The organism is Mesorhizobium sp. M0983, from assembly GCF_040318975.1.
Classification (GTDB): Bacteria; Pseudomonadota; Alphaproteobacteria; order Rhizobiales; family Rhizobiaceae; genus Mesorhizobium.
In genome coordinates this window covers 21,175-44,498 of the sequence record NZ_JAMYNH010000005.1, presented here as the reverse complement: position 1 = coordinate 44,498, position 23,324 = coordinate 21,175, and the positions used below count along the sequence as shown (strand labels likewise).

Annotated in this window: 26 protein-coding genes and 1 pseudogene; 11 read left to right on the top strand and 16 right to left on the bottom strand. The window is 63.8% G+C overall.

The annotated features are described in order from the left end of the window. The first annotated feature begins 11 nt into the window (after positions 1-11). From NKH71_RS11540 to moaB, 6 genes are all read left to right on the top strand, one after another. Positions 12-236: a putative signal transducing protein gene (locus NKH71_RS11540; RefSeq protein ID WP_023716864.1), complete on the top strand. Its 225-nt coding sequence runs from the start codon at positions 12-14 to the stop codon at positions 234-236. Next, positions 236-1,036 carry a tRNA1(Val) (adenine(37)-N6)-methyltransferase gene (locus tag NKH71_RS11535; protein WP_352483733.1) on the top strand — a complete coding sequence of 267 codons (801 nt, stop codon included), beginning with the start codon at positions 236-238 and terminating at the stop codon, positions 1,034-1,036. Before NKH71_RS11540 ends, NKH71_RS11535 begins: the two co-directional genes overlap by 1 nt. Positions 1,037-1,123: 87 nt before the next feature. After that, positions 1,124-1,981, top strand: coding sequence for a S49 family peptidase (locus NKH71_RS11530; RefSeq protein WP_023716862.1), 858 nt, complete (start codon positions 1,124-1,126; stop codon positions 1,979-1,981). Between the two features lie 80 nt (positions 1,982-2,061). Next, entirely contained in the window at positions 2,062-2,247 is a 186-nt protein-coding gene (locus NKH71_RS11525) for a membrane protein (protein WP_023674078.1), read from the top strand. Between the two features lie 26 nt (positions 2,248-2,273). Continuing rightward, positions 2,274-3,176: a 4-(cytidine 5'-diphospho)-2-C-methyl-D-erythritol kinase gene (locus NKH71_RS11520; protein ID WP_352895093.1), complete on the top strand. Its 903-nt coding sequence runs from the start codon at positions 2,274-2,276 to the stop codon at positions 3,174-3,176. Continuing rightward, a complete protein-coding gene (moaB, locus tag NKH71_RS11515) occupies positions 3,163-3,705 on the top strand; it encodes a molybdenum cofactor biosynthesis protein B (protein ID WP_023716860.1) in 543 nt (180 codons plus the stop codon). The genes NKH71_RS11520 and moaB overlap by 14 nt, the downstream gene beginning before the upstream one ends. A 33-nt stretch (positions 3,706-3,738) precedes the next feature. Here the strand turns inward: moaB and NKH71_RS11510 are convergent, their stop codons facing one another. Both NKH71_RS11510 and NKH71_RS11505 read right to left on the bottom strand, forming a co-directional pair. Then, positions 3,739-4,713: a phytanoyl-CoA dioxygenase family protein gene (locus NKH71_RS11510; RefSeq protein ID WP_023716859.1), complete on the bottom strand. Its 975-nt coding sequence runs from the start codon at positions 4,711-4,713 to the stop codon at positions 3,739-3,741. 189 nt (positions 4,714-4,902) lie between these two features. Continuing rightward, entirely contained in the window at positions 4,903-5,406 is a 504-nt protein-coding gene (locus NKH71_RS11505; protein ID WP_023716858.1) for a glycosyltransferase, read from the bottom strand. A 151-nt stretch (positions 5,407-5,557) separates the two neighbouring features. On the opposite strand from NKH71_RS11505, the gene NKH71_RS11500 reads away from it, so the two are divergent. Both NKH71_RS11500 and rnhB read left to right on the top strand, forming a co-directional pair. Next, the gene (locus NKH71_RS11500; protein WP_352483734.1) at positions 5,558-6,712 is read left to right on the top strand and encodes a PA0069 family radical SAM protein; all 1,155 of its coding nucleotides are present in this window, start codon (positions 5,558-5,560) and stop codon (positions 6,710-6,712) included. A gap of 166 nt (positions 6,713-6,878) precedes the next feature. Continuing rightward, positions 6,879-7,574 carry a ribonuclease HII gene (rnhB, locus tag NKH71_RS11495; RefSeq protein WP_352483735.1) on the top strand — a complete coding sequence of 232 codons (696 nt, stop codon included), beginning with the start codon at positions 6,879-6,881 and terminating at the stop codon, positions 7,572-7,574. A gap of 247 nt (positions 7,575-7,821) precedes the next feature. Here the strand turns inward: rnhB and NKH71_RS11490 are convergent, their stop codons facing one another. The 7 genes from NKH71_RS11490 to NKH71_RS11460 form a co-directional block, all read right to left on the bottom strand. Further along, positions 7,822-8,313, bottom strand: coding sequence for a F0F1 ATP synthase subunit B (locus NKH71_RS11490; RefSeq protein WP_352895011.1), 492 nt, complete (start codon positions 8,311-8,313; stop codon positions 7,822-7,824). A 10-nt stretch (positions 8,314-8,323) separates the two neighbouring features. Further along, complete coding sequence (locus NKH71_RS11485) at positions 8,324-8,905, bottom strand: F0F1 ATP synthase subunit B (RefSeq protein WP_023716854.1); 582 nt, start codon at positions 8,903-8,905, stop codon at positions 8,324-8,326. A gap of 81 nt (positions 8,906-8,986) precedes the next feature. Beyond that, positions 8,987-9,211 (bottom strand): F0F1 ATP synthase subunit C, encoded by a 225-nt coding sequence (locus NKH71_RS11480; RefSeq protein ID WP_006206606.1) that lies wholly within the window; start codon positions 9,209-9,211, stop codon positions 8,987-8,989. 67 nt (positions 9,212-9,278) lie between these two features. Then, positions 9,279-10,037, bottom strand: a complete 759-nt coding sequence (locus NKH71_RS11475) for a F0F1 ATP synthase subunit A (RefSeq protein ID WP_023716853.1) — start codon at positions 10,035-10,037, stop codon at positions 9,279-9,281. A gap of 70 nt (positions 10,038-10,107) precedes the next feature. Continuing rightward, positions 10,108-10,506 carry an AtpZ/AtpI family protein gene (locus NKH71_RS11470; RefSeq protein WP_023716852.1) on the bottom strand — a complete coding sequence of 133 codons (399 nt, stop codon included), beginning with the start codon at positions 10,504-10,506 and terminating at the stop codon, positions 10,108-10,110. Between the two features lie 255 nt (positions 10,507-10,761). After that, entirely contained in the window at positions 10,762-11,946 is a 1,185-nt protein-coding gene (locus tag NKH71_RS11465) for a cell wall hydrolase (protein ID WP_023716851.1), read from the bottom strand. Between the two features lie 107 nt (positions 11,947-12,053). Then, positions 12,054-13,373, bottom strand: a complete 1,320-nt coding sequence (locus tag NKH71_RS11460) for an MFS transporter (RefSeq protein WP_352895009.1) — start codon at positions 13,371-13,373, stop codon at positions 12,054-12,056. 120 nt (positions 13,374-13,493) lie between these two features. On the opposite strand from NKH71_RS11460, the gene NKH71_RS11455 reads away from it, so the two are divergent. Next, positions 13,494-14,411, top strand: coding sequence for a LysR substrate-binding domain-containing protein (locus tag NKH71_RS11455; RefSeq protein WP_352484126.1), 918 nt, complete (start codon positions 13,494-13,496; stop codon positions 14,409-14,411). A gap of 14 nt (positions 14,412-14,425) precedes the next feature. On the opposite strand, the gene der is transcribed toward NKH71_RS11455, so the two are convergent. Continuing rightward, positions 14,426-15,859 (bottom strand): ribosome biogenesis GTPase Der, encoded by a 1,434-nt coding sequence (gene der / locus NKH71_RS11450; protein WP_352484069.1) that lies wholly within the window; start codon positions 15,857-15,859, stop codon positions 14,426-14,428. Positions 15,860-15,865: 6 nt separating this feature from the next. Then, positions 15,866-16,531: a tetratricopeptide repeat protein gene (locus NKH71_RS11445; RefSeq protein WP_352484127.1), complete on the bottom strand. Its 666-nt coding sequence runs from the start codon at positions 16,529-16,531 to the stop codon at positions 15,866-15,868. A gap of 202 nt (positions 16,532-16,733) precedes the next feature. On the opposite strand from NKH71_RS11445, the gene NKH71_RS11440 reads away from it, so the two are divergent. After that, positions 16,734-17,726 carry a polysaccharide deacetylase family protein gene (locus NKH71_RS11440; RefSeq protein ID WP_023716847.1) on the top strand — a complete coding sequence of 331 codons (993 nt, stop codon included), beginning with the start codon at positions 16,734-16,736 and terminating at the stop codon, positions 17,724-17,726. Positions 17,727-17,751: 25 nt separating this feature from the next. On the opposite strand, the gene sbmA is transcribed toward NKH71_RS11440, so the two are convergent. From sbmA to NKH71_RS11425, 3 genes are all read right to left on the bottom strand, one after another. Continuing rightward, the gene (sbmA, locus tag NKH71_RS11435; protein ID WP_352484070.1) at positions 17,752-19,029 is read right to left on the bottom strand and encodes a peptide antibiotic transporter SbmA; all 1,278 of its coding nucleotides are present in this window, start codon (positions 19,027-19,029) and stop codon (positions 17,752-17,754) included. Between the two features lie 116 nt (positions 19,030-19,145). Then, entirely contained in the window at positions 19,146-20,300 is a 1,155-nt protein-coding gene (locus tag NKH71_RS11430; RefSeq protein WP_352484071.1) for a YbfB/YjiJ family MFS transporter, read from the bottom strand. Positions 20,301-20,411: 111 nt separating this feature from the next. Beyond that, positions 20,412-20,621 carry a hypothetical protein gene (locus NKH71_RS11425; RefSeq protein WP_352484072.1) on the bottom strand — a complete coding sequence of 70 codons (210 nt, stop codon included), beginning with the start codon at positions 20,619-20,621 and terminating at the stop codon, positions 20,412-20,414. Between the two features lie 97 nt (positions 20,622-20,718). On the opposite strand from NKH71_RS11425, the gene NKH71_RS11420 reads away from it, so the two are divergent. Next, on the top strand, positions 20,719-21,633 hold the full coding sequence (locus tag NKH71_RS11420; RefSeq protein WP_352484073.1) for a LysR substrate-binding domain-containing protein: 915 nt from the start codon (positions 20,719-20,721) through the stop codon (positions 21,631-21,633). Here the strand turns inward: NKH71_RS11420 and NKH71_RS11415 are convergent. Both NKH71_RS11415 and NKH71_RS11410 read right to left on the bottom strand, forming a co-directional pair. After that, positions 21,630-22,261, bottom strand: a pseudogene (locus NKH71_RS11415) (IS5 family transposase). The gene NKH71_RS11420 and the pseudogene NKH71_RS11415 sit on opposite strands and share 4 nt — an antisense overlap. 190 nt (positions 22,262-22,451) lie before the next feature. After that, on the bottom strand, positions 22,452-23,294 hold the full coding sequence (locus NKH71_RS11410) for an SDR family oxidoreductase (protein WP_352484074.1): 843 nt from the start codon (positions 23,292-23,294) through the stop codon (positions 22,452-22,454). Between the last annotated feature and the right edge of the window lie 30 nt (positions 23,295-23,324).

The window sequence follows — 23,324 nt, the reverse complement described above, 5'->3', positions numbered from 1 at the left end:
AGTTTCATTCGATGATAGAGCTCATCCGCACCAACGACGCCGTCATCATTTCCTTTGTCGAATCGCTGATGCGCGATGCCGGCATCGGCTTTTTCGTCGCCGACCAGAACATGAGCGTGCTCGACGGCTCGATCGGCATTCTGCCCCGCCGTGTCATGGTGGACGCCGACAAGGCCGATGCGGCGCGGCGCATCCTGACGGATGCCGGCATCGCCAACGAGATCCGCCAAAAATAATGTCCGCGTCGCCCGCTGCCCTTGTCCCGGACATGCCGGCTCATACGGTCGATGCCTTCCATCGCGGTCGCTTCTGGCTGGTGCAGCCGAGAAAGGCAGGCCACCGCGCCGGCATGGATGCGATGATGCTGGCGGCTGCCGTGCCGTCCTCGTTCGCCGGGCGGCTTGCAGACTTTGGCGCGGGTGCCGGTGCCGCCGGCCTGGCGGTACTGTCGCGCTGCCCCGGTGCCGAGGCAGTGCTCGTCGAGCGTTCTCCGGAAATGGCGGCCTTCGCCACAACCACGCTTGCCCATCCCGGCAACGCGCATCTCAGCGACCGCGCCTCGGTGCTCGTCGCCGATGTCGCGCTGTCGGGCCGGGCGCGAATGGCCGCCGGCCTCGAGGATAACAGCTTCGATTTCGTCATCATGAACCCGCCGTTCAATGCCGCCGAGGATCGCGCGACGCCCGATCCGCTGAGAAAGGCCGCGCATGTCGCGGAGGACGGGCTGTTCGACAGCTGGATCCGCAGCGCGGCGGCGGTGGTCAGGCCGGGCGGCGGGCTGGCCGTCATTGCCCGGCCGGAACAGCTCGGCGCCATCCTCGATGCCATTGCCGGCCGCTTCGGCGATGCCGAGATGCTGGCCGTCCATCCTCGCCCCGAAGCGGCAGCGATCCGCATCGTCGTCCGGGCAGCACTCGGCGCACGCGGCAAGCTGTCGATCCGGCCGCCGCTGATGCTGCATGCCTATTCAGGCAATGGCCCCTCGGAACGGGCAGAGCTGATCAATAACGGGTTGGCGTCGCTGTTCGGAGACTGATCCATTTTGATTGCCGGGGTGACGGCATTGCCGTTGGCCGGCGAATTCCTACATGCCTCAAGCAAATCGACCGGAGACAGCCCCCTCGTGAAACGTCTTTTCAATCGCCTGCTGCCGAAATCCTGGCGCTCGAACGTCGTCACCATTCCGGTCATCCGGCTGCACGGCACCATCATGCCCGGCGGCGGCCAGTTCCGGCCGAGCCTGTCGCTGGCGTCGACTGCCGGCCTTCTCGAAAAGCTGTTTTCCTTCGACGCGCCGGCGGTCGCCATCTCGATCAATTCGCCAGGCGGCTCGCCGGTGCAGTCGCGGCTGATTTTCAGGCGCATCCGCGACCTGGCAACGGAGAAAAACAAGAAGGTCCTGGTCTTCGTCGAGGACGTGGCGGCATCGGGCGGCTACATGATCGCGGTCGCCGGCGACGAGATCTTTGCCGACCCGTCCTCCATCGTCGGCTCGATCGGCGTGGTGTCGGCCTCGTTCGGCTTTCCGGAGCTGTTGAAGAAGATCGGCGTCGAGCGCCGCGTCCACACCGCCGGCCAGAACAAGGCGGTGCTCGACCCGTTCAAACCGGAAAAGAAGGAAGACGTCGAGCGCCTGAAGGCGCTGCAGCTCGAGGTCCACGAGACCTTCATCGATCTCGTCAAGGATAGGCGCGGCAGCAAGCTCAAGGACGATCCCGACCTGTTCACCGGCCTGTTCTGGACGGCCAAGAAGGGGCTCGAGCTCGGGCTGGTCGATGCCCTCGGCGACATGCGCAGCGTGCTGAAAAGCCGTTTCGGGCCGAAGACCCAGCTCAAGCTGATCACCGCGCCGCGCGGCCTGTTCGGCCGCTTCGGCCTGTTCGGCTCGAGTTTTTCGGCGCCCGATATTGCCGCCGCCGCGGCAAGCGGCGTCATCGATGCGGCGGAAGAGCGCGCGCTGTGGGCGCGCTTCGGGCTTTGAAAAGCCGGTGAAAGCGTCTAGCATAAATCATCAACCGACCCGACCGGCCGTCTTGCCGGCCTTGCGAGGGAGAGTTTGACATGCCGCAGATCATCTTCTTCGCCGTCGTCGGCATTGCCGCCTATTTCGGCTACCGCTCCTTCGTCAGGGAAGCCGAGCGGGTGACCGCCAAGGTGCGGCGTACCGAAAAGCAAGCCGCCAACGGTACGATGGGAACGCTGGTCAAGGATCCGAAGACCGGCGAATACCGTCTGGCCAAGGATTGACCGTCGTCTCCCTCGCGGCCGAGCCAGTGGATTCCGAGACCAGCATCCGGGCATCGCATGCGCACGCCAAGATAAATCTCGCGCTGCACGTCACCGGCCGGCGCGCCGACGGTTATCACACGATCGAAAGCCTGGCTGTGTTCACGCGCTTCGGCGACCGCATCGAGACGGAACTTGCCGACAGCGACGGGTTTTCCGTGTCCGGCAAATACGCCTCCGCGGTACCGGCCGACGACAATAATCTGGTGGCGAAAGCGCGCGACGCGCTGCGTCGCGAGGCCGGTCCCCAGCATGCGCCGGCTGTCGCCATCAGGCTCGAAAAGAACCTGCCGGTCGCGTCCGGCGTCGGCGGCGGGTCAAGCGACGCGGCGGCTGTGCTGCGTGCTCTGGTCCAGGCCTGGAGGCTCGACATCGGCGATGCCGAACTGGCGCGGATCGGCCTGTCGCTTGGCGCCGACGTGCCGATGTGCCTCGCAGCCAAGCCGCTGATAGCCCGCGGCATCGGCGACGAGCTGACGCTCGTGCGGAGTTTCCCGGCCCTGGGTCTGGTGCTCGTCAATCCAGGAACTGCCGTCTCGACGGCCGAAGTGTTCGAGGCGCTTGGCCGCCGCGACAATGCGGGGCTGCCGCCGCTGCCGCACAGCCTCGACTTCCACAGCATCCGCAACTGGCTGGAGATCACCCGCAACGATCTCGAGCCTGCGGCGCGTGCAATCCAGCCCGCCCTCGGCAAGGCGCTTTCTGTGCTCAACAAGGCTGGAGCCGGTTTTGCCAGAATGTCTGGTTCCGGCGCCACCTGTTTCGGGCTGTTCGAGACCGGCAATGTGGCCAAGCGCGCGGCCGTCGATATCCGCAGCCGCCATCCCGACTGGTTTGTCGCCGCGACGCGAAGCATGACATCGGAGGCTGAGGCGCATGGCCAGGATTGACGAGAGCCGCCCCTTCGTTCCCGTACGCATCGCGGTACTGACCGTTTCAGATACGCGCAGCCTCGCCGACGACAAATCCGGGCAGACCCTGGCCGACCGCATCACCGAGGCCGGCCACATCCTCGCCGCTCGTGACATCGTCACCGACGACCGCGACAAGATCCGCGACAAGGTTTTGGGCTGGTCGAAGGACGATGCGATCGATGTCGTCATCACCACCGGCGGCACCGGCTTCACCGGCCGCGACGTGACGCCGGAGGCGCTGGAGCCGATCTTCGAAAAGCGCATGGACGGCTTTTCCGAAGTGTTCCACCGCATCTCCTACGACAAGATCGGCACTTCGACGATCCAGAGCCGGGCAACCGGCGGCGTCGTCAACGCCACCTTCGTCTTCGTGTTGCCGGGCTCGCCCGGCGCCTGCAAGGACGCCTGGGACGGCATTTTGAAGCCGCAGCTCGACTATCGGCACATGCCCTGCAACTTCGTCGAGATCATGCCGCGCCTGGACGAGCATTTGCGGCGCGGCTGAGACGGAGCGAGGTATCAGCCGGGCGATCCCGCCTCAGCGAATGACCGGCTCGCCGTGAAACCGCCGGCGCGACGGCGGCGAGACGCCGAAGCCGACTTCCATCATCAGTCGTGGCGTGCGCGTCGGCACGGTACCCATATGGAAGCCGAACGGATCCTCGACAAAGCCGAGACCGGCCTGCCCCGTCAGCGTGACCGGGCTCTGCTCGCCATAGACGCCCAGCACCTCTTCCGCCGAATGGCCGACCAGAAGCGTCAGCTGATGCTTCAGGATGCGGCGGTTGTGGGAGCCGCGGACATAGACATGCGGCCCGGTGTCGTTGTCGACCGGCACCAGGTAGAAAAAGAACTTCAGCATGCGCCAGTCGTCGAGGTCGAAATGGTATTTGCCGAGCGAAGCCATGTTCTTGTCGGCGTCCGAGACGCCACCGGTCGGAAAGCTCCACCAGACGCGGGTGGTGATCAGCTTGGCCTGGCTGCCGAGATAGTGCGCTGCGATGTCGAGGAGTAGCGGATCGCGCTGCACGGCGACCGCAGCGTTGCAGTCGAGGACCCGCTCGAAATAGTGGCCGCTGAGCAGCGGGCGGCCGAAATGCTTTTCTGCATCGGCGTGTTTTTCGGGCAGGAATTCCAGCCGGCGGTCGAAATTGCCGAAGCATGGCGTGTGCTCGGCGAAGCGGGCGATCTCCTCATGGATGGCGGCTGGCAGCGTCAGGCCCGAATAGAGCCCCTCCGTCCGCAGCGCGCCGACGACGGCATCGCGATCGACGCCGGCGAACATCGTTTCACTGACATTGCGCGCCGGCCGAACCGGCTTCGCACCGCGCCAGTGCAGCCGCCGCGCCGGCATGGTGCGCGCCAGCATGAACATCGGCAGCCATGCCGGATTCTCGCGAAGGTCGGAAAGATAGGTCGGAATGCGGGCGGCGATGCGGCGCAGCGTACCGCCGTTGCGTGCGATCGCCTCGAGGCTTGCAGCGCCGGACTTGTCAGGGCTTGAAAGGGTCATCGGGGTCCTCAAATGTCGAGGGAACAGCATCGACGATAGTCGTCGTCGCCGCTCCGGCACACCCCAAACCCATTCGCCCGTATCGCTGGGAATGGTAACCCCCGGCCAGATTTTGTGCAATGCACAATAAACGACAACCCGCCAGAAAATTTGCTTGGGCGGCGTTTCCTAGGCCGGGATGGTAAGCCGTCACTTCCGCGGCGCCACCCAGATCTCGGCGTGGAGCCTTCTTGTCGCCAGGCCGCGGGCGATCGCTTCGGCGCTGCGGGCGCTCTTAGACAGCGCGGCGGCCTGACGCTTGCTGATCACCAAGCCTTCGGCGAGAGCGCGATTTCCGGCAAAGACCCGCGACAGGAACGGCGCGCGGCTGCCGCGTGCCCGTGAAAATCGCGCCGCCATGGTTTGCCTGGCCGTATGGGCGACGACCTCGTCGATCCAGCCCTCCCCCAGCCGCGCTCCCGGTTCCAGCAAAAGCAGCCAGTCGCCCTTGGCCTGCCTGATGCCGGCGGCGATGCCGCCGCTGACATAGTGGCAGCCGGCATGTTCGGCGACGCGGTGCGTCTGATCGGTCGAGCCGGTGTCGCAGACGAGAACGTCGCGCACCACGCCTTCGACCGCGCCGCCGATCAGCGAGGCGAGCGTGCGGGCGAGGCCCTCCTCGTCATTCAGGGTTTCGATCAGGACGCTGAGCATGTTTAGCCGAATAGCGGAAAGCGGTGGGCAGCGCCAGTTTTTGCGGCACGCCGCGAGAAAGTTCTTGCTTTGTTCCACTCGGTGCGATAGGAATACATTCATGAGCAGAGCGATTCGACAGCGGGCGGACAGTCCCTGGGAAAGGGCCAAAATGGAACAGATCGTGCGTGCCGACATTGCCGCCTTCGGCGCTGGCAGGGCCGAGATGGCGAATGCGATGATCGAGCAGAGCGGCATGCGCGTCCGCCCAGACCGCAATCGCGGCAGGTCGGCGGGCATCAATCCGTCCGGCCGTTTCGAGCCGGTCAGCCGGCATGTGTTCGACGACGGCTGGAATTCGCTGGAGGAGCTGCCGCCCTTCAAGACCGAGGTACAGGTCGAGAAGCCGCGCACCATCATCACCCGCAACGAATCGCCCGACATCTCCTTCGACCGCTCGATCAATCCCTATCGCGGCTGCGAACATGGCTGCGTCTATTGCTTCGCGCGGCCGACGCACAGCTTCATGGGCCTGTCGCCGGGGCTGGATTTCGAATCGAAGCTGTTTGCCAAGCCGGATGCGGCGCGGCTGCTCGACAAGGAATTGTCCAGGGATAATTACCAGCCGCGCACCATCGCCATCGGCACCAACACCGATCCCTACCAGCCGATCGAGAAGCAATACCGGATCATGCGCGAGATCCTCGAAGTGCTGGAGGCGCGCGGGCATCCGGTCGGCATCGTCACCAAGTCAGCGCTGGTGACACGCGACATCGACATTCTGTCACGCATGGCCGAACGCGGGCTGGCCAAGGTGGCACTGTCGGTGACGACATTGGACAGGATGCTGGCCAGAACGATGGAGCCGCGCGCGTCGACGCCGACCAAGCGGCTGGAGGCGATCAGGCAGCTTTCGGACGCCGGCATTCCGGCCTCGGTGATGGTCGCGCCGATCATCCCCGGACTGACCGACTCGGAAATGGAGCGCATTCTCGATTCGGCGCAGGCAGCGGGCGCGCGTGAAGCGGGCTATGTGCTGCTGCGCCTGCCGCTGGAGGTCGCGCCGATCTTCAAGGACTGGCTGCTGCGCCACTATCCCGACCGCTATCGCCACGTCATGTCGCTGATCCGTTCGATGCGCGACGGCAAGGACTACGATTCGGAATGGGGCAAGCGCATGAAAGGCTCCGGCCCTTATGCCTGGCAGATCGGCCGCCGTTTCGAGATCGCCGCCAAACGGCTCGGCCTCAATGCCGAGCGGCGCTCGCTGAGGACCGACCGGTTCGTCCCCGCCGCCAAGGCAACCGAGCAGCTGATGCTGCTGTGACAAAGCGTCTCGCGCCAGCCGCTTGAAGCGGCCGCAGCAGGCGAAAAATCCCGTCCGGCCTGTCCTGTCCCCGGGCTTGCAGACGGTAGCCCCTCCTGGTCCGGTGCCCCGCCCGACCCGGAGGGGACTTGCGGAGAATCGGAGCCGATGCGAACCTCGCCGCACCATGGCTCGCCCGCGTTCCGATTCTCCGCTTCTCTTCGAAATCGTCGAGAAACCCGACTTCTCGTTCGAGACGAAGGCGATGGCCGAAGGCCTGTGGCCGGTGGCGGGGATGGACGAGGCCGGCCGCGGCCCGCTCGCCGGGCCGGTGGTGGCTGCAGCGGTGGTGCTCGATCCCGCCAACATCCCCGACGGCCTCGATGATTCCAAGCGGCTGACGCATTTGCAGCGCGAGGCGCTGTTCCTGAAAATCCTCGGCTCCGCACTCGCCGTATCGATGGCCTCGGTCAGCGCCGAAGGCATCGATGCCTCCAACATCCTCAAGGCCAGCCTGGAGGCGATGCGCCGTGCAGTGGCCGGCCTGTCAATCCGGCCGAAGCTGGCGCTGGCCGACGGCCGCGACGTGCCGCCCGGCCTGCCCTGCGAGGGCAAAGCGCTGATCAAGGGCGACCAGCGCTCGCAGTCGATCGCTGCAGCCTCGATCGTCGCCAAGGTGTTGCGCGACCGCATGATGTGCGGCTGCGGCAGCCATCATGCGCGTTACGGCTTCGAGCTGCATATGGGCTACGCCACTGTGCGCCATCGCACGGCGATCGATCTGCACGGGCCAGTGGCACGGCTGCACCGCGCCTCCTTCGCGCCGTTCCGGTTCGGCGGCACCGAGGTGCTGGAGGAAGAGGGCCTTTCGGGCCTGGATTGAGCGAAAGCGGCTAGGCGTAATCTCCCCCTCGAGGGGGAGATGGCCAGGCCAGAGGGGGTCGCCTCGCGTGAAGCGCCAACCTTCTCTTTCGTCCCACATGGCGTCGCGCCAGGACGTACTGACCCCCTCTGTCGCCTTCGGCGACATCTCCCCCTCGAGGGGGGAGATTTGCGCTCAGCCGCTTTCGCTAACAAAAAAGCCGCCAGGTTTCCCAGGCGGCCTTGGATGAATTTCTCGACGACGTCGCTTAATTCAGCTTCGACTTCAAATCCTGCAGCGAGGCGTTGAAAAGGTCGGCGCCGGCCTTGGCGTCGATCTTGCCGGCCAGCAGCGCGCGCGCGGCTTCGACCGCGATGTCGACGGCGCTGGCGCGCACTTCGCCGATCGCCTCGCGCTCGGCCTGGCCGATCTTCTGCTCTGCCAAGGCGGTACGCCGGGCGACATAATCCTCGGTCTTCTTGTGCGCCTCGGCGGCGAGCATGTCGGCTTCGCGCTTGGCGGCGGCGACGATGGCCGCGGCCTCCTGCTCGGCTTCCTTGCGCTTGCGCTGATATTGGCCGAGCAACTGCTGGGCCTCTTCGCGCAACCGGCGCGCTTCCTCGAGTTCGCTGCTGATCTTGTCGGCACGGGCATCGAGCGCCTTGGCGATTATGCCCGGCACCTTGATGTAGATGGCAATGCCGAGGAAGATTATGAGGGCAACGGTTGCCCAAAGCGTCGCGAGAGATGTGGCGTCCATGATGCGCTCCTCACCCGGCCACGGATTTGACCGCGGCCGCGATCTCGGCCTTGCTGGCCTTGCCGCCGACCAGCGCCTCGACGATGGCCGAAGCGGTGTCCTCGGCGATCGTGCCGACTTCCTTCATGGCATTGGCCTTGATGGAAGATATGCGCGCCTCGGCCTCGCCAAGCTTCTGGTCAAGCGCTGCCTCGATCGTCTTGCGGGCAGCCTCGGCTTCCGCCTTGGCCGCATCGTTGGCCTGCTGGCCGATCGCATTGGCCTTGCCCTTGGCTTCCGCCAATTCCTGCTCATAGGCGGCAACGGCGGCATCGGCCTCGCCTTTCAGCCGGGCAGCATGATCGAGATCCTGCGTGATGCGGTCGTTGCGCACGTCGATGATGCCGCCGACGCGCGGCATCACTACCCGCTTCAAGAAGAGGTAGAACAGCCCGAAAGTGATTGCCAGCCACAGCAGCTGTGACGGGTACGTCGCCGGATTGAATGGCGGGAACGTGCCGTGCGCCTCGGCAGGCACGCCGGTGGCGGCGTGCGTTTCGCCTTCCGTTGCGGCGGGCGCGGACTCTTGCGCAAAGGCAGATGTCACGAACATGGACTATCCCCGAAATTCAGACCCGCCGCAGGATCGCGGCCGGCCTGTTCAATTCTTCCCAATGTTCAGCCGAACAAGTATTCAGCCGAACAGGGCGAGAAGCGCGATGAGAAGCGAGAAAATACCCAGCGCTTCGGTCACGGCGAAGCCGAAAATCAGGCGGCCGAACTGGCCGTCGGCGGCCGACGGGTTGCGCAGCGCGCCCGCCAGATAGCTGCCGAATATGTTGCCGAGGCCAATGCCCGCGCCGCCCATGCCGAGGCATGCGATGCCGGCGCCGATGTACTTTGCTGCTTCTGCGTCCATTTGTTCAACTCCTTTGGATCTAAAATTCCGTTGCAAATTCGATCCGGCGGCAATGCCGGAAACCTTGTTAGTGCCCGGGATGCAGGGCGTCGTTGAGATACATGCAAGTCAGCACGGCAAAGACGTAGGCCTGCAGGAACGCGACCAGCAGCTCCAGCGCCGTCAGCGCCACGGCCATCGCCAGCGGCAGAACCGAGCCCGCCACGCCGACCGCGCCGAGCGCGCTCAGGCTGACGACAAAGCCCGAGAACACTTTCAGCGTGATGTGACCGGCAAGCATGTTGGCGAACAGACGAACCGAGAGGCTGACCGGACGCGAGACGAAGGAAATCACCTCGATCAGCACCACCAGCGGCAGCAGGTAGACCGGCACGCCATGCGGGACGAACAGCTTCAGGAAGCCAAAGCCGTGCTTGGTGAAGCCGTAGACGACGACCGTTCCGATCACCAGCGCAGCGAGGCCGAAGGTGACGATGATGTGGCTGGTGATGGTGAAGAAATATGGGAACAGGCCAAGCAGGTTGGCGACAAGCACGAACATGAACAGCGAGAACACGAAGGGGAAGAACTTCATGCCTTGCGTGCCCGCGGCGTCCCTCAGCATATTGCCGACAAATTCATAGGCCATTTCCGAGACCGACTGAAGGCGGCCGGGAACGAGGCTGCGGCTCGACGTGCTGAGGTAGAGAAACGCCGATGCAACAGCAACCGTCGCAAGCATAAACAGAGCCGAATTGGTGAAAGACAGGTCGTAGCCGCCGATGTGAATCGGAATGATCGGCTGAATCTGGAACTGGTGGATCGGATCGACCTTGTCAGCAGCCACTTTAAATCCCCATCGAAGCCGCAGACGGCTTGAGTATCCTGTTCAATGCGCCGGCATGCGGCGCCTCAATTCATTCTTTCGGATCGCGCGGTTTGTCGCCCGTTCCGAATTCCGACACAAGCCCGGCTGAACGCAGGACATTGAGCACGCCGGCGCCAAAACCCAGCAACAGCCCGACTATCAGACCCCATGGCGATGTCCCCGCCACGCGATCGATAAACCAGCCGAGAGCCGCGCCGACCACTATCCCGGCGATGAACTCGCTGGACAGCTTGAGCGCCTGGCCGTACCCGGCCACACTGCCCGCTTTCGCGTCGTCTTTCCCCTCGAGCCGGTCCGGCCGCCTTGTCGCAAGCGATGCTTCAAGGTCGCGCCGACGGCGCTCAAGATCGTCGTCGCGGATGTCGGCTTCATGCTGCTTGCCGCGGCCGGTTTTTCCGGTTCCGTCTGGCCCATTCTTGTCGGCCACGCAACCCCCCTGCCCGGTCAGACCGTCACCGTCCGTCCGCTTCTTAAAGTCGCCGGCAACATAGTTAGAGGGTCCGCGCCCGTCAAGCCACGAGCGGACGTTCAAGCTCAAGTATTTTTTCGTTATAAATCAGCTACTTGCTTGGGTGCGACATCGTGCCCGACGCGGTCTCTGGCGGGCTGCGGCCGAATCCCCACGACGACGGGTCTTCGATCGGCCGCTCTCCCGCGAAAGATGCAAGGGCTGCCCGAGCACTCAGCTCCAGCCGCCGCCATAGGTGCGGTAGAAGATATGCAGGCCGATCCTGGTCATTTTCTTCATCGTCCTCGCCCAGCCCGGATGGACGTAGTTGGCGTAATAATGGGTCGACGAGCCGACTTCCGGAATGAATATCTTGCCGGCTGTGACGGCCATGGCGACATCCTGGGCGGTCTTGTAGGCGGCGGGATTGTCGATGCGCTTCTTCCTGCCGTCGCAGGCGAAGGAAAACTGGCAGCGGTTGAACCAGTTGTCGTTCTGGTAGACGACGCCGCAGATCGAGTTCGGATAGGCCGGGTTGCGGACGCGGTTGAGGATGACCTGGGCGACGGCGGCCTGGCCGCGCACGGATTCGCCGCGCGCCTCGAAATAGATGCCGTTGGCGAGACAGGCCTGCTCCGGTTTGGAAAAGACGCTCGCCGGCAGCGGCGTCTGCATCCAAGAATGATCGCCCTTGCTCAGCGGTGGAATGAAGCGGCCATCGTTCGGGTCCTCGTCCTGCAGCAAGGCCTCGAAAGGCGATGCCTTGGCATAGTCGGGAGCCGACGAGGCATAGGCGGTCGCCAGCACGTCGGGATGATCGTTGTTGACCAGCGCGGCAAGCATCGCCGGCACGCCGGGATCCGGCTTCTTGTCGACGCGCGTGTGGAAGGCGGCGGCGATCTGGATTTCCTTGCCTTTGATCTCGGGCTTGGCGAAAGCCATCCTCAGGCCGCTGTCCATGCTTGGGCGGAGCAGCGAAGAGGTGCGCTCGAAGATCGAGCCGGCGTTGAAGTTCTTCGGCGGCGAGACGGGCGAGACCTGGATGATGCGGCCCTTCTTGTCGGCACGCGTGATACGGTTCTCGTCCGGCGTCGTGCCGGCGATGCCGCCCTTGCCGCGAAACGAGACGGAGCCGATGCCGGGCAGTTGGACGCCGGAGCCGGAGAGCGAGCCGGTGCTGCTGGAATCGAGGAAGGGCATTTCGGCGGCGTGAACGGAGCCGGCGACGGACTTCTCGACATAGGCGTTCCAGCGGACGCTCGGCGCCTCAAGGCCGGAGACCAGGCTTGTCATGTCCTGATAGGCAGCGACCGTCGGAAAGCCGATCCAGATGCCAAGGCCAATAATAAACGGAGATAGGAAGGAACGTTTTTTGTCACCGGCGGCGGCGACAAGCCGCGTCAAAACACGTCGATGCACGGAACTCTCCAGAAACGCAACGGACCCCACTGGAGAGCTACAATGATGCATTAACCTTGATGGGGCGTTAACAGCTTAGAACGTTGTTTTCCCATCTCATGTCGAAGTCAGGCGCTTTTGCGGCCATCGCTTGACGGAAGAAAGATCGGCCAGGCGATCAGTGCGCAAATAGCCGCACCCAGCCAGACGCCTGCCCACGAGCAGAGCACGAGAAGTCCGGGGATGGCGATCGGCACCAGGAAGAAGGCAATGAAGACCAGGCTGTTGGCGAGGCCGAGCGCCGTTCCGGCCTGGCTCGCGCCGGCCAGCGTCGCAAGCTCGGTGTAGGCGACGCCATGCCAGGAGGAGACGCAAATGCCGGCCACGACCAGCATCGCGACGATCGCCGGCGACAGCATCGGCACTTGGCCTGACAAGAATTGGGCCGCCAACAAGACGAGCGCCGCAAGCACGGTGAAGGCGATCAGGCTCAACAGGCTGCACAGACGCAGGAACGACCGGCGGTTGCCGTGACGGTCGGTGTAGCGGCCGCTCCAGACGCGCATGACCATGGCGCCGACCTGCACGGCGGCGAGGCTGGCGCTGATCACGGCTGTTCCCATGCCGGCGAAATCATGCAGGAAGACGGAAGCAAAGGTGAGCACCGCCACCTGCGGAAAGCACAGCAGGCCGATGGCTGTTGCGATGCGCCAGACGGCCGGGTTGCGCAGCGGCGCCGGGCCGGCCGGCAATGCCGTGCTGCTCGAATTGGTATCGTCATGCACCGGTGGCTGATGCAGCCAGCGCCAGGCGAGAGAGGTCGAGACGGCGGATGCAGCCGCCAGAAGTCCGAAGACCGCCGTGAAGCCATGGGCCGAAGCGAGCGACGGCAGCACGAGCGCGCCAAGCCCGCCGCCAAGCGGCACCGCTGTCTGCCTGATGCTCATGGCAAAGCCGCGCTCGCCTTCGCCGAACCAGGCCATGATGGCACGGCCGCTGGAGCCGTTGACGCTGCCGCCGAGCAATCCGGTGACCAGCAGGGCAGCGGCGAGAAGCGCGATGCCAGGAATGTGGGCCGGTGACGGCACGATCAGCGCGGCCATGACAAGCAGCCAAACCGCGGTTGCGCCGAGCCCGGTCAGCAGCACGCGGCGGTCGCCCCAGCGATCGGTCAGCAGTCCCCACGGCAATTCGCTCAGCGCTACGCCCAGGCCGAGAAGACCAAGCGCCATGCCGAGTTCGCCATTGGAGAGATGATAGCCCGAGCGCAGGAACACCGCCGTCGCCGGAGTGCCGGAGAAGGTCGCGGAAAAGCAGGCATTGGCGGCGACGCCGATGCCCAGCACCTTCCAGCGATGATTGGCTCGAAGTGCCGCCGCTTCCGACGGGGCGGCAACGGCGCCTGGGCGAAACGGTTTGCAATCTGGTCCTGTGGCGACAGCAGACATGGTTCAGCTCCTGCATGGGCTGGTTGCGTTCGGTCTTGACGCGCTGTCTCTATCGCCATAGCTTCGTCCTGAATATCAGGAAGTTTTTGACGTAATGTCCCAAATACCAGGATTATTGCCATCCGACGCGTGACATTCGATCTCGACGTCCTGCGCAGCTTCGTCACCGGTATGGAGTTGGGCAGCTTCGCCAAGGCCGCCGACCGGCTCGGCCGCTCGACCTCGGCAATCAGCGCACAATTGAAGAAACTGGAGGAGCAGGCGGCGACGCCGATCTTCCGAAAGTCGGGGCGCAGCCTGGCGCTGACCGAGGCAGGCGAGACCATGCTGGGCTATGCGCGGCGGCTGATCGAGCTCAACGACGAGGCCGCGTCCGCCATCCACGACGTCGAGCTGGAGGGCTGGGTGCGGCTTGGATTGCAGGAGGATTTCGGCGAGGCGGTCCTGCCGGAGGTGCTCGGGCGCTTCGCCCGCGCCCATCCCAAGGTCAAGATCGAAGCCAGGATCGCACGCAGCCACGAGCTTGCCGAACGGATCATTTCGGGCAGCCTGGATATCGCGCTTGCCTGGCACAATGGCGCGACGCTGCCTTACAGCCGGCATGTCGCCGACGTCCAGATGCGCTGGATCGGCCCGACAAAACCGATCGAGATCAGCCTGCGCGATAGCGAGCCATTGCCGCTGGTGGCGCTTGAGGCGCCGTGCCTGCTGCGCAGCGTGGCGACCGAAACGCTCGACCGCGCCGGCCTGTCATGGCGGATGGCGTTCTCCAGCCCGAGCCTTGGCGGCATCTGGGCGGCCGTTGCCGCCGGGCTCGGACTGACGATCCGCACCGATATCGGCCTGCCGGCCACCGTCAGGGCGATGACGCCGGAGATCGCCGGACTGCCCGCCTTGCCCAAGATGGCGCTGTTCCTGCACCGCAAGGAGGCCGAGCCCGACCCGGTGGCGGCGCGGCTTGGCGACATCCTGCTGCAGGCGGCGCTGGAAGCGTTGCCGCAGACGCAAACAGCGCCTGTCCTGCGCAACGTGGCGTAGAGGAGAAGTGGCGCTCAGTGGCGCTTCTTTGCCTTGCTGGCGAACGGGTTGTCCGAGGTGCGCAAGGCGATGCGGATCGGCACGCCGGGCATGTCGAAAGCCTCGCGCAGGCTGTTCGAGAGATAGCGGACGTAGGATTGCGGCATCGCATCCGGCCGTGAGCAGGAGACGACGAAGCCCGGCGGCCGCGTCTTGGCCTGCGTGACATATTTGATCTTCAGCCGACGCCCGGCGACGGCGGGCGGCGGATGATGCGCCAGGATGCCTTCCAGCCAGCGGTTGAGCTTGCCGGTCGACACACGGCTGTTCCAAACTCGATGCGTCCTGATGACGGCATCCATCAGCTTGTCGAGGCCACGCCCGGTCTCGGCCGACACCGGCACCGCCTGCATGCCGCGCGCCTGCGGCAGCAGCCGCTCGGTTTTTTCGCGCAGCTCGGCCAGCAACTCCTGGGGATGGTCGATAAGGTCCCATTTGTTGAAGGCGATCACCGGGGCACGGCCCTCGCGGATGATCAGGTCGGCGATCTGCAGATCCTGCTTCTCGAAGGGAATAGTCGCGTCGAGCACGATGATGACGATCTCGGCAAAGCGGATGGCGCGCAAGCCGTCCTGCACCGACATCACTTCGAGCTTTTCGTGGATCCTGGCCTTGCGGCGCATGCCGGCGGTGTCGAACAGTTTTAAGCGGCGGCCATGCCAGTCCCAGTCGACCGAGATGGAATCGCGGGTGATGCCGGCCTCGGGGCCGGTCAACAGCCGTTCCTCGCCGATCAGCGCGTTGATCAGCGTCGACTTGCCGGCGTTGGGACGGCCGACGACGGCGATGCGCATCGGCTTGGTGTCGTCATAGCTCGGCTCTGCGTCCGGGTCGGTGATGTCTTCGCCGATCAGCACCTCGCTGGCGGCGACCTCCTCCTCACCGGCCTCTTCGTCCTCACCGAAGGCGCGCGCCTCGCCCAGTGCCGCGATCACCGCATCGCGCAGATCGGGCAGGCCCTGGCCGTGTTCGGCCGAGACCGGGATCGGCTCGCCAAGGCCGAGCTCCCAGGCCTCCAGCATGCCGCCCTGGGCGCCGCGCGCCTCGGCCTTGTTGGCGACGACGACAACCGGCTTGCCGGATTTGCGCACGATCTCGGCGAAGGTCTTGTCGTCGGGCATCAGCCCGGACTTGGCATCGATCGTGAAAAAGATCAGGTCGGCCTCGCGGATGGCGATCTCGGTCTGCGCGCGCATGCGGCCGGGCAGCGTCGAGGCGGCCGCATCCTCGAAGCCGGCGGTATCGATGACGTCGAAATGCAGATCGTAGAGTTTTGCGGCATGGACGCGTCGATCGCGGGTGACGCCCGGCGTATCGTCGACAAGCGCCAGCTTCCTTCCCACCAGCCGGTTGAAAAGGGTCGATTTGCCGACGTTAGGCCGGCCGATGATGGCGACTTTGAAAGTCATCCGTTGTTACGATACACCGCCCGAGCCGCGGATCAGCTCCGACATCAACGTCGCCCGCTCGCGCGTGTTGCGCGGGGCGCCGTCATCGGCGGCGATCTGGTCGAACAGCTTCAATGCATCCGCCGCCTTGCCTTCCTTCCAGGCGGCAAGGCCAAGTGCTTCGCGCGCCGTATGGCGCAGCGTGTTGGTGTCGGCGGTAAGCGCCTCGACGCGGCTGGAGACATCGGCGAAAGAGCCATGGTCGACCAGAAGCAGCGCTGCCCTGAGGCGCGCCATGTCGCGAATGCCGGAGGGAATCTTGGTGTCGGCGGCGACCTCGTCGAAATCCTTGACGGCGGCATCGACGTCGCCCTTGTCCGCCTTGACGGTTGCCGCACGCATGCGGGCGAGCAGCGGATAGGCGCCGTAGCCGTCCTTCTCCAGCCCCTCCAGCGCGGCAAGCGCCTCGTCGTTCTTGCCGTCATTGGCGAGCTTGAGCGCCTGCGAAAAAGCATCGCCCGAGCGGTTGGCGCGGGTCTCGTCCCAATAGCGGTAGCCGACGACGGCAGCAGTGCCGAGCACCACCAGCACGGCCAGCACGAGCAAGGCGGGACCGAAACGGTCCCACAGCGCATGCGCCTGATCGCGACGAATCTCTTCGTTGACTTCGCGGATAAAACTGTCGTCCGACATGATCAAAACCATTCATGCCCCGGGCGGGGCGGTTGATGAGCCCGCGTTTTAGCGAAATTTTGCCGGCATGGAAGGGGTTCGGCAGGAAAATCGCCTATTCACGAGGCAGTCGCCGCCAACGGCGGCCGACAGGTCGATCGTACCCGTGCCATATTTCACCGGTAGGCGTCGCTTCTACATTCCTTGACCCGGTCAGATGCCTTTGCCCCGTTTGTCCCGCGTTGTTGCGTTTTCCATTGCCGTGTTTGCTGCCGGCGCGGCTTGCGCCGACCCGCCGGCGCCGCCGGCAAAACCGAAGCAGATCGTCATCATCTCATTCGACAGCGCCCGCGACATTTCGCAGTGGCAGCGCAGCCGGGCGCTGGCCGCACGCACGGGTGCGCATTTCACCTATTTCGTCTCCTGCGTATTCCTGCTGTCGCCCGAGACGCGCAAGGAATACACCGCGCCCGGCAAGACAGAAGGCAAATCGAACATCGGCTTTGCCGCCTCCAAACAGGAAGTCGCCGAGCGGCTCGAGCAGATCAACCTCGCCGCCTCGGAAGGCCACGATATCGGCAGCCATGGCTGCGGCCATTTCGACGGCAAGGACTGGAGCAAAGCCGACTGGCTAAGCGAGTTCGGCTCGTTCAAGCATGTTCTCGAAAACGCCTATTCGATCAACGGCATTGCACCCGAACCAAAGGGCTGGCGCGATTTCGCAGGCAAGGCAGTGGTCGGCTTCCGCGCGCCTTATCTGTCGGCAAACAAGGCGCTCTACGAGGCGCTGCCTGCGGCCGGTTTCCTGCTCGACGCAAGCGGCGTCTCGCGTGGGCCGGTTGAGCCACCGACCGTCAGCGGCATCACGCGTTTTTCGCTGCCGCAGATCCCGGAAGGGCCGAGCTCAAGGCGGGTGATCGCCATGGACTACAATCTCTATGTCAGACATTCCGGCGGCTTCGAGCGGCCGAGCATGGCAGAAGAGTTCGCTGACCGGGCCTATCACGCGTTCCGCGCCGCCTTCGATGCGCAATACCGGGGCAAGCGCATTCCGCTGGAGCTCGGCTTCCACTTCACGCTGATGAACGACGGCGCCTACTGGAACGCGCTGGAACGCTTTGCCGGCGAGGTCTGCATCAAAGCGGACGTCGAGTGCATCAGTTTTCGCGATTATGTCGCGCGGCGCGGAGAAAGGCAGACGGCGGTGGGCGGCTGAGCCCAGTGCTCGCCGCCCGCCAGTCTTAGCTTGCCGGCTGGTCCTCAGGACGCAGCCCGGCTTGCTCACGTTCCAGATAGTGCTGGTCGATCGCCGGCAGCGGCTCGCCCTTGATCGTGGCTTCGAACGCTCGCAGCCGCTTGTGGACTGACAAGAGCTCAACGATCGTTGACCAGGAATTAACAAGATATTGGAACGAGCTGGTCACTTGGCTGAACGCGGAATTGACCTGGTTGACGAGACCCAACGTCAAGGTTCCGGCGACCAACGAAGGAGTCATCAAAAAAAGAGGGAATATGGTATTTAGTTGCAAGTAGAGATAGCGGACCACATTGAAATAGACGTAGTGGAAATAGAGCCGGAAGTAGTTCTGGCGCACATTTCCGAACAATTCGGAAACGGTCGGCGGCTGCGCTCGGGACTGATCGTCCTCACCATAAACAAGTTCCTTGCGGTAAGCGGCTTCGACGCGCTGGTTGCGAAACTGCAAGCCGGGCAGCTTTATGCCGGCGGTGGCAATGCATACCGTCCCAAACATCGCCCAGAAGATCGCAGCCAAAACCAACGGCTGCGGCACCTGACCGATGAAAGGCAATGCCGTAATGTGCTTTGAGTAGGCAAGCAAAATCGGCATGAAGGCGATCAAAGTCATTATCGAATCAATAAAGCTGGTCCCAAGATCTTCCATGATCTTTGAAAAGCGCATCGTGTCTTCCTGCACGCGCTGGGAAGCTCCCTCGATGCTCCGCACCCTAGGCCAATAGGACATGTAGTAGTCGTTCATCGCTGTCCGCCAGCGAAACACCCAATGGCTTACAAAGAAATTTGTCAGAACGTAAACAGTAACAGCCACCAGAGCGATGCCGAGGAAAGTTATTAACTGCGCATAAACATCATACTCTGTCGCCTTCACACTTTTGCTCACAATGCCCTGGATCAGATCCCAGAACGGCCCGTACCAGGCATTGATCGCTACACTTACCTGAACCTGAAAATAGGTCGTGAACAAGATCAGCGAGCTGCCAAGGATCGACCAGCGGTCCCACGGGTGCGGGGAATACCAATGCCAGAAGGCGTAAAAGAGCAGCACACCAAGTGTAAAATAGATGTAGAACCAAAGGAACGGAGGCGACCAGAAAACGGAAACGCCAATGATCGGCGCCGCGTCCACTGCAGGGAGGGGAAATCCGACCAAAGCGCCTAGCTGGTCGCCGCCGAGAAACCACACGGCCACCATGACCGCACTCCAGACGGCGGCCGAGGTGAAAAAGAGCTTCGGCTGCGGAAAAAACGATACGAACACTGTGGCGAAATCCTCGGTCGGCGCAAATCAGCGGCGTTGGTCAGCGGGCATAAAGTCACACATTAGTGGGAAAGAAAATGCCCGTGCCCGACGCCCGGCGCCGAGCAAGACCATAATCATGGCGATTTTGGCGCAGCCGACCAGGCGATCGCACCGGAAGCGAGCAGGACGGCGGCGGCAACGATCGAGGCGAGGAAAAAGTTACCCGAGGCCTGCGCAAGCAGCCCGGCGACGATCGGGCCGATGATCTGGCCGAGGCCGAAGGCGGCCGTCATCACCGCCAGCATCCGGCGTGGCGCTTGCGGAGCAAGCTGCCTGCCGGTCTGCAGGCCAAGCGCGGTGATCGCGATGAAGGTGCCGCCGACAAGAAGGCCGCCGAGCAGCGGCCCTGTGTGCCCGCCCATGATGACACTGGCGCTGACGCCGACCACCTCGACCAGGCACCCAAGCGCGTAGGTGGCATAGAGCCCGATTTTAGCCGCGAGCTTCTGCCACAGCCAGACCGAGGGAAAACCGGCAAGTCCGGTGACCATCCAGACCACAGCCTCGAAGACGCGGCCGCCGCCGCCCTGGCGGACGATGGCGACCAGGAACGTTGCCGTGACGATGTAGCCGAAGCCGAACAGGCCGTAGGCGACGATGATCTTCACCAGCGATCGGTTTTTCGGCAGTGCCGGCTCGCTCCCGGTGGTGCTGTTCGCGGCCGAGGTGCCGCCGGCCAGCAGGGCGACGGCGGCAAAGCCGCCGGCCGAAATCACCGCCGACCACAGCCAGCCCGCCGCCCAGCCGGCATGTTCGGTGACGAGGATTGCCAACAGCGCCGAGGACGCCGCGATGCCGACGCCGACGCCGCCGAAATACAGCGCCTGCAGGTCGCTTCGCCCGGCTGCGGCGAGATGACCGAAAACGATGCTGGTCATGAAGACCAGCACGAAAGCGCTGGCGAGGCCAGCAAGAAAGCGGATGAGGAGAAAGGCGGGCATGGTGCCGGTCAGGCCCATCAGCCCGGCGAGGATCGCAGTGGCGGCAAGGCCGGCCAGCATCAGGTGGCGCTCGCGGCCTTGCGCCCAGCCGTCGGTGGCGGCAAGCGCGCCGACGAGGTAGCCGAGATAATTGGCCGATGCGATCCAGCCGGCATCGGCCGGCGACAGGCCGAGCTCTTCCATCATTCCGGGCAGGATCGGCGTATAGACGAAGCGGCCGATGCCCATGGCGACGGCCAGGGCGATCATGCCGGCGATTGCCAGGCGCAAGGGCGAAGCGATGTTCATCGCGGTGCACCATAGGTGCGCCTGCCGGTGAGACAATCCGCCTTTTATTGGGCCAGAAGTGTTCGCGGCCGCGTCGGCGGCTGGCTCACCTGAGTGCTTCGTTCAGGAGACTCAGTCGCAGCAGGTCCTTGTCGAGGCCGTCTCATAATGAGTGCGACGCGCGGTCAGCCTGAACGGCATGTCGGCGAGTTCGCGCTCCGACATGGTATCGAGGAGCGGATGCGCCAACGGATCGGTCACCCGATTGATGGCCTGGCTGTCATGCCGGTGTGGCTGCATTCCAATCGGAGAAAAGGCGCCGAGCCATGATAAAATCTTCATCGGATTTGCCTCCTCACTCTGAGTAACCCACCTAGAATCCGGCATTCGGCAGCGCTTGGCAATTGAGATTTCAGCCGTACGAGTTTAGAGAAACTGTATGGCTATGCTGAACCGTGTCCATCTCAACGGCCTGCGCGCCGTCGAAGCCGTCGCCCGCCTGGGCTCGCTTGCAGCGGCGGCCGGCGAGCTCAACGTCTCGGTCAGCGCCGTCAGCCAGCAGATCAACCGGACCGAAAAGCAGCTCGGCCGGGCGCTGTTCGAACGAACGCCAGCTGGCCTCGTGGCGACCGAATTCGGTGCCATCTTCACAACGCGGCTCAGCGCAGGCTTTCGCGAACTTGCGCAGGCGATGGCGCTTGCCGATGAAAGCTCGGAGTGCACGCTGGTGGTTTCGGTAGCGCCGGCCTTCGCCTCGAAATGGCTGCTGCCGCGGCTGTCACGGCATTTTGCCCGGCATCCGAACGTGCTCCTGCGGATCGATGCCTCGGTGCGGCTTGCCGATCTCGATCGTTCGGACATCGACGTCGCCATCCGGCTCGGCGACGGCAAATGGCCGGGCGGGCGGGCCGAATTGCTGCTGGCGCAGGAGGTGTTTCCGGTCTGTGCACCGGCGATCGCCAGCAAGCTGAAATCGATCGAGGACCTTGCTTTGACCTGTGCGATCACCGACGAAAGGTCGATGATCAGCTGGGAGAGCTGGTTCGAAGCGGCCGGCGTGGAGCCGGTCACCTTCATGCAGGGCGCGCGCTTCACCGATCCGATGCTGTGCCTGGAATCGGCGATTGCCGGTCACGGTGTCATGCTCGGCTGGCAGTTGCTGGCCGCCGACGCGCTGGCCGATGGCCGGCTCGTCGCGCCGTTCGGCGCGAGGGCGCAGAGCGGGCTTGGCTATTGGCTGGTGACCTTGGCCAGCAAGAGCGAAAGCCGTAAGGTCAGGGATTTCAAGATCTGGGTGCGCGAAGAGATCGAGGCGACGATGGCGCAGTTCAGATCGCTCGAGAGGGCCAGCTAGGACGTAGACTCATTACCGCGTAGCCAGATGCGGATTGCGACGAGTTTGAGCGCGGTAAGATAGTTCTCAGCCAGCTTGTCGTAGCGGGTTGCGATGCGGCGGAATTGCTTCGCTTTGTTGAAGAAGCGCTCAACTAAGTTGCGGGCCTTATACAAGAAGGGGCTGAAGCAGATCGGGTCCTTGCGGTTGGCCTTGGGCGGGATGTTGGCCCATGCTTTTCGCTCGCTGACCGCATTGCGCAAGGCGTCGGCATCATAGCCCTTGTCGGCGAGTAGCATGGCACCCTCCGGCAAATCCGTGATCAGGTCCGCGGCCGAGGTAATGTCACTCATCTGACCTGCCGTGAGCATCAGTTTGATCGGCATGCCTTTGGCGTCGACAAGAGCATGGATTTTGGTTGTCAGCCCGCCTCGGGAACGACCGAGACAATGATCTCGATCCCCCTTTTTTGCCGTCGCGCCCTGCTGATGGACGCGAACAATAGAGGTGTCGATCATCTGCACCTTGCCGTCATGGACTTTGGTGATAGCACGCGCCGATCATCGACACGCGGCACACCTCGTGGCCTTTTGGGCAAAAGTGGCTTGATCACGTGCCATTCGAAGTCGGTCAGGTCATATCGGCTCATGCAGAGTCTGGAATCAGATTCCCCTGCAATAGGAAAGCCGCCAGTCGACAATCGACCTCTTAGCGGACGTATTTGATCAATTCACAGGTGGTCTTGGGAGTGCCGCAGCCACGAAGTCTTGACCTCGGAATTGCAGTGCCAATGGTGTTCAGCCACCAGCACGGCAAGTCCGGACGTTCCGCAGGGGTCGTTAGTTGCGGCCGTTGTCGTCGATGGCGAGGGAACTCGACAGCTCGCGATAGGTATCGATCTGCTGCTGCAGAATGGCAATCTTCTGCTCTGCCGTGGCAATGGCATCGGCACCGGCAAGGAAACGGTGGGGCAGCACGTCCCCAGCCGCGAGCGTGATCAGGGCGCGCGCAAGCTTGGCGGGGTCACCCCCTTGCTTGCCGTTTTGAGAACGCCAGAAAGCGATCTGCGCCGTCCGCCGCTCATGGTAGTCCTCGACGGAAGGCGCGGCATAGTTGGTCGACTCTTCCGTGAGAAGCTCGGTGCGGAAGAAGCCGGGGTTCACGATCATCGTCTCGATGCCGAACGGCACGACTTCGGTCTGCAGCGCCTCCATCCAGCCGTCGAGGCCGAACTTCGAGGCTGAATAGGCCGTGCAGAACTCGAAGCCCATCAGCCCGGCCGTCGAGGAGATCGAGATGACCCTGCCGGACCGCTGCTTGCGCATCGCTGGCAGAAAGGCCCGCGTCACGTTCATGGGACCGACGAGGCTGGTGCTGAGCTGCAGTTGCATCTGTTCGACGGTCAGCTCTTCGAAGTACCCGGCAAAGAAGCTCGCCGCATTGTTGACCAGCACGTCGATGCGGCCAAACCAGTCAAGCGTTGCCTGGGCAGCGGCTTCGGCGTCGGCCGCGCTCGTCACGTCCAGCTTGACGATAAGGAGGTTCTCGGCCTTTCCCACGGCCCTTGCGACCTTTTCCGTGTTGCGGCCGGTTGCCACCACCTTGTGGCCCGCCGCCAACGCGGCCTTGGCGATATCCAGACCGAGGCCCCGGCCTGCGCCAGTGATAAACCAAACACTCATATTGGGCTCCTGTTCTCTAGGCCGCAGCTC